A 4,743-nucleotide genomic window follows, 5' to 3' on the forward strand; every position below is an offset into this window, starting at 1 on the left:
GGGCTATTGAAGATGCGCCCATGCCGAAACCGTGGATCACGTGAGCGGTCACCGGATCACCGCCGAAATAAAGATACAGCACGCCCAGGCCCAGCAGCACCGCCCTCGTGCTGATCGACCTGCAGGAGGACTTCCTCTCCACGCCGGGCCTCGCCCGACGTCGCGCCGGGCTGCTGGCGGCCGTGCACTGGTGGGTCGGTCAGGCGCGTCGACACGCTGCGCCCGTCGTCGAGGTCCGCACGGTGCTGCCGCGGGACCCGGCCACCTGGGCGCTGAACATGCGCGACGACGACAGTCCCGTCGCCCTCGAGGGCACCGACGGTGCGGGGCCGGTCTCCGAGCTGGCGGACGTCGACACGATCCTGGTGACCAAGCGTCGTGACGACGCCTTCCTCGACACCGAGCTGCTCGAGGTGCTGCGGGCCCACGACGTGGACCGGCTCCTGCTCGCCGGCGTCGCCACGCAGGCGTGCGTCGCGATGACCGCCGCGAGCGCGTACGCGCACGACTTCCGGGTCAGTCTCGCCGGCGGCGCGGTGGCCTCCGACGACGACCACGCACACCAGGAGGCGCTGCGCTGGCTGGCCGAGGAGTACCGCCAGGACGTCCGGGAGCCTCGCGAGGGCTGGCCGACGGCCTAGCGGCGTTGCTCGACCCGTGCCCGGCACTGCGGGCGCGGCGGCATCCGTCGCAGCGAGACACGGCCCTCGTGCACGACGGCACCTGAACGGGCCAGCTCGGGCAGCATGACGCTGAGGTAGGCGAGCGTCAGGTCCTCGCCAGGACACCGGTGGCCGCGCTCCCGGGAGCCCCCGCCCTGCGGCACGAGGTTGACGGCGGTGACCCGCTCCCTGGCGTACCGGAGCGGGTCGAAGACCTCGGGCCGCGCCCAGCTGCGCGGGTCGTGGTCCGTTCCCCACACGTCGAGCACGACCAGGGTGCCTGCCGGCACCTTCACGTCGCCCCATCGGGTGTCCCGCCCGGCGCGAGCGGCGAGCAGCGGGACGAACGGCGTCGTCCGGCGCACCTCCTGCGCGACGTCGATCGGTGACAGCGTCCCGTCCGCCAAGGCCGAGCGCAGCGCCGGGTGCTCGTCGAGCGCTCGCGCCCCACCGGCCACCAGCCAGGCGACGGCCACCTGCGGGCGCACGACGTTGAGGAGCTCCGTCGCGGCGACCTCGTCGGCGACCTGTCGCCCGTCCTCGTCGCGCAGGTCCGCCACCGCGCGCACCAGGCCCGAGGCCTCCGTGCCGTGTCGCGCCGCGCGCACCTGGTCGACGACCCAGGCCTGGGTCCTGGCCCGCGCGGCTCGCGCACGCTGGTGGCGAGGGCCCGCGACGGCACCGAACCCGTCGACCATGGCGACGAGGTCGCGCCGCAGCGGCTCCCACCCCCGAGGGTCGACCGCCAGGCCGGCCCGGTCCACGGCGACGCGCGTGAGCACCGCGCTCGCCCGCTCGAACACGTCCACCTCGCCGTCCCAGCCGGACACCTCCTCCCGCCAGGCCGTCCCGAGACGCGCGGTCGAGGCTCGCACCGCCTCCGCGTCGAGCACGTCGACGAACCAGTGCTTGCGCACGTCATGGTGCTCACCATCGAGGGTGTGCACGGCACCCGGACCGAAGAGCGGTTGAGCCACGAGGCCCGGCACGGCGTCGCGCCGTCGCAGGGCTTCGTCGCCGTAGAACCAGGCCGCCGCCTCCGCGCCGCGCACGATCAGCGCCCGCGCACCCGCGACCCGGGTCGGGGTGACGTCCTCGGCGTCCCGACGACGACGCTCGGAGAAGCGGTAGCCGTCCAGCAGGAGGAGCGGGCTGCGATCGAGCCAGGGGTGGTCCAGGGCGATGTTCTTGGTCATGCCCCTCGTGTTCCCGTCACGGCGTCGGGGAACCGCCGTGTGGCGGACGCGGGACGGGGTACGTCGTGCGACGGACGTGAGGAGGACCTGATGCGCCCCACCGGCAGCGGGAGACGCGCGGGGGTCGCCCTCGCGGTCGCGACGCTCCTCGTCGCCGCCGGGTGCGGCGTCGCGGACGATCCCTTGGCGTCGACCGTCGACGAGCTCACCTCGTCCGCGCGCTCGGCGTCGCTGGCCGTCCAGCTGCACGCGGAGGGTCGGACGACGTCCGCAGCGGTCAGGACGCAGCTCGACGACGCGACGCTTGACGCGTCGGACGCGCTACGCCGGACGGCCTCGCTCGACGTGCAGCCAGGACAGGTCGAACCACGCCACCAGGCCCTGCGCGTCGGTGCCGACACCCTCGACCTCCTGCACCACGTGTCCGACCTCGTGCGCGCGGGACGCGACGTACCTCGGCGGACCGCTGCCCGCCTCGACGACGTCGCGAACCGCCTCGCGCTGCTGTCGGCCGACGCGCGAGGAGCGACCTCGTGAACCGCCTGTTCGCTGCGACCCTCGGCATCCTCACCGCCATCGGCGGGTTCGTCGACATCGGCGACCTGGTGACGAACGCGGTGGTCGGATCGCGCTTCGGCCTCTCCCTCGCCTGGGTGGTCGTGGTCGGCGTCGTCGGCATCGTCCTGTTCGCGCACATGTCGGGCAAGGTCACGGCGATCAGTGGACGCGCCACGTTCGAGATCATCCGGGAGCGTCTGGGGCCGCGCGCCGCCCTGGTCAACCTCGGCGGCTCGATGGCACTCACGCTGCTGACGCTCGCCGCCGAGATCGGCGGGATCGCCCTGGCGCTGCAGCTGCTGGCCGGCGTCGCGCCGCTCACGATCGTGCTTCCCCTGGCGTTCGCGGTCTGGTGGATCGTCTGGCGGGTGCGCTTCAGCTGGATGGAGAACGCCGCAGGGCTCCTCGGTCTGCTGCTCGTCGGCTTCGTCGTCGCTCTCGTCGCCCTCGACCCCGACTGGACGGCTCTCGGCCGGCAGCTCGTCCCCTCCGTCCCGGCCGGGGGTGGCGAGAGCGGTCTCACCTACGCCTACTACGCCGTAGCCCTCTTCGGGGCCGCGATGACGCCGTACGAGGTGTTCTTCTTCTCCTCCGGCGCGGCCGAGGAGGGATGGACCTCCCGCGACCTGTGGATGTCGCGGCTGAACGTGCTGGTCGGCTTCCCGCTCGGCGGTGTGCTCTCGCTCGCCATCGCCGGCTGCGCCGCCGTCGTGCTCCTCCCGGCGGGCATCGCGGTCACGAGTCTCTCGCAGGTGCTGGCACCGGTCGCGGTCGCTCTGGGCGTCGTCGGCGTCGTCGTGGTGCTCGTCGGGGTCGTGGCCGCCACGACCGGAGCAGCGCTCGAGACGGCGCTCGCGTGCGGCTACTCCATCGCGCAGTACGCGGGCTGGCCCTGGGGCAAGCGTCTGCGGCCGGTGCAGGCGCCGCAGTTCCACGTCGTGGTCGCTGGCGCCGTCGCCCTGGCGTGCGTCGTCCTGGCCACGGGCGTCGACCCGATCATGGTCACCGAGTTCTCGGTCGTCTTCAGCGCCGTCGCCCTCCCCCTGACGTACTTCCCGGTCCTCGTGGTCGCGAACGATCCTGACTACGTCGGCGAGCACGTCAACGGGCGAGTCGTCAACGCGGTCGCGCTGGTCTACCTCGTGATCATCGGCGTCGCCGCGGTGGCAGCAGTGCCGCTCATGGTCCTCACCAGGATGGGGGCCTGACATGACCGAGGGCCCGCGACACCCGGCTCGGGGCCGGCTGGTCGACGTCAACCTGCACCTGCTCGACCGTCAGGTGCTCGACCGCGACGGCCTCCCCGTCCTCGCGGTCGACGACCTCGAGATCACGTGGCCAGGCCCCGGACCCACCGGGCGGCCTCAGGTCGACCGTCTCCTGCTCGGTTCCGGCCTGCTGACGCGGTTCTTCGGCGCTCGTGCGCCGTCATGGCGGCGCCGCGGCGTCCCTTGGCACGACGTCGCCTCGATCGACACGGCCGTCCACCTCGCCGTCGGCCGTGAGGAGCTCGATCTGCTCTGGGTGGAGCGGTGGTGGCGCGATGTGGTCGTCGCACGGATTCCCGGAGGCCGTCATGATCCTCGGTGAGCTGCTCGGCGCACTGGTCCTGCAGGACGGCGAGCGGGTCGGCGTGGTCGTCGACGCACGGCTCCTGGTGCCCGACGACGGGTCGGCGCCCGAGGTCGTCGGTCTCGTCATCGGTCCGCGACGAGGCACGGCGTTCCTGGGCTACGAGCGACGCAGCGCGCGTCGGCCGGCCCTGCTCGCGCACCTCTTCGCGTGGCCTCAGCGCGGGTCCTACCTCGTCGACGTCGCCGACCTGAGCTGGCAGCCCGACGACCGTCAGGTCGTGCTCACGAGCGGCTGCACGCGCTGGTCGTCGAGGCTGGACGACTGATCGGGGTCCTGGCCGGGGTCGAGCTCCTCCGCGTCGGCGTCGGGCTCGGCGCCTTCGGCGGGTGCCTCGGGATGGGGCGTGGTCATGACGGTCCTCCTCGGATCGGGTGACCGACGCGTACCCCGACGGCGGTCCCCCACGCACCTGTCGGTGTCGAGGCGCGGATCGGGTACGTCAGCCTCCATGGACGACACCGCCTGGACCCCTGCCGACCTCGACCGGCTGCACGACGCCATGACCGAGGAGAGGTCGCGGCTCCTCGAGCGGGTGGGCGACCACCACCGCTCGGGACCGGTCAGCGGCGACTCGGCCGACCGCGCGGAGCTCGGCGTCGAGACGGAGCTCGACGTCCTCATCGAGACGCAGGACCGTGAGCTCCTGCGCCAGGTCGACATCATGCTCGAGCGGCTCGAGAGCGGCCTCTACC

General features: G+C 73.0%; 8 protein-coding genes. 6 read left to right on the forward strand and 2 right to left on the reverse strand.

Features of this window, described 5'->3' with window-relative positions; all coding sequences use genetic code 11:
* Positions 1-107: 107 nt before the first annotated feature.
* Positions 108-641 carry an isochorismatase family cysteine hydrolase gene (locus A6Q79_RS15220; RefSeq protein ID WP_317698709.1) on the forward strand — a complete coding sequence of 178 codons (534 nt, stop codon included), beginning with the start codon at positions 108-110 and terminating at the stop codon, positions 639-641.
* On the opposite strand, the gene A6Q79_RS15225 is transcribed toward A6Q79_RS15220, so the two are convergent.
* Complete coding sequence (locus A6Q79_RS15225) at positions 638-1,858, reverse strand: cytochrome P450 (protein WP_286690664.1); 1,221 nt, start codon at positions 1,856-1,858, stop codon at positions 638-640. The two genes, A6Q79_RS15220 and A6Q79_RS15225, sit on opposite strands and share 4 nt — an antisense overlap.
* 90 nt (positions 1,859-1,948) lie before the next feature.
* Between A6Q79_RS15225 and A6Q79_RS15230 the strand changes: the two genes are divergently transcribed.
* Genes A6Q79_RS15230 through A6Q79_RS15245 form a run of 4 tightly spaced genes read left to right on the forward strand, consistent with a single transcriptional unit; the run spans position 1,949 to position 4,316 of the window.
* Positions 1,949-2,395 carry a hypothetical protein gene (locus tag A6Q79_RS15230; protein ID WP_286690665.1) on the forward strand — a complete coding sequence of 149 codons (447 nt, stop codon included), beginning with the start codon at positions 1,949-1,951 and terminating at the stop codon, positions 2,393-2,395.
* Complete coding sequence (locus A6Q79_RS15235; RefSeq protein WP_286690666.1) at positions 2,392-3,624, forward strand: NRAMP family divalent metal transporter; 1,233 nt, start codon at positions 2,392-2,394, stop codon at positions 3,622-3,624. Before A6Q79_RS15230 ends, A6Q79_RS15235 begins: the two co-directional genes overlap by 4 nt.
* Before the next feature lies 1 nt (position 3,625).
* Positions 3,626-4,006 carry a hypothetical protein gene (locus A6Q79_RS15240; protein WP_286690667.1) on the forward strand — a complete coding sequence of 127 codons (381 nt, stop codon included), beginning with the start codon at positions 3,626-3,628 and terminating at the stop codon, positions 4,004-4,006.
* Positions 3,993-4,316 carry a hypothetical protein gene (locus tag A6Q79_RS15245; protein ID WP_286690668.1) on the forward strand — a complete coding sequence of 108 codons (324 nt, stop codon included), beginning with the start codon at positions 3,993-3,995 and terminating at the stop codon, positions 4,314-4,316. Before A6Q79_RS15240 ends, A6Q79_RS15245 begins: the two co-directional genes overlap by 14 nt.
* Here A6Q79_RS15245 and A6Q79_RS15250 read toward each other — a convergent pair.
* Positions 4,262-4,402 carry a hypothetical protein gene (locus A6Q79_RS15250; protein ID WP_286690669.1) on the reverse strand — a complete coding sequence of 47 codons (141 nt, stop codon included), beginning with the start codon at positions 4,400-4,402 and terminating at the stop codon, positions 4,262-4,264. The genes A6Q79_RS15245 and A6Q79_RS15250 overlap by 55 nt on opposite strands.
* A 97-nt stretch (positions 4,403-4,499) precedes the next feature.
* On the opposite strand from A6Q79_RS15250, the gene A6Q79_RS15255 reads away from it, so the two are divergent.
* Positions 4,500-4,743, forward strand: a 244-nt coding sequence (locus tag A6Q79_RS15255) for a hypothetical protein (protein WP_317698710.1), incomplete at its 3' end; no start/stop codon positions are given.

This window comes from Aeromicrobium sp. REDSEA-S32_B7 (genome assembly GCF_001626145.1).
GTDB lineage: Bacteria > Actinomycetota > Actinomycetes > Propionibacteriales > Nocardioidaceae > Aeromicrobium > Aeromicrobium erythreum.

Coding starts and splice junctions, on each gene's coding strand:
- A6Q79_RS15225 (WP_286690664.1), bottom strand. CDS start 1,858: ATGACCAAGAACATCGCCCTGGACCACCCCTGGCTCGATCGCAGCCCG.
- A6Q79_RS15230 (WP_286690665.1), top strand. CDS start 1,949: ATGCGCCCCACCGGCAGCGGGAGACGCGCGGGGGTCGCCCTCGCGGTC.
- A6Q79_RS15240 (WP_286690667.1), top strand. CDS start 3,626: ATGACCGAGGGCCCGCGACACCCGGCTCGGGGCCGGCTGGTCGACGTC.
- A6Q79_RS15245 (WP_286690668.1), top strand. CDS start 3,993: ATGATCCTCGGTGAGCTGCTCGGCGCACTGGTCCTGCAGGACGGCGAG.
- A6Q79_RS15250 (WP_286690669.1), bottom strand. CDS start 4,402: ATGACCACGCCCCATCCCGAGGCACCCGCCGAAGGCGCCGAGCCCGAC.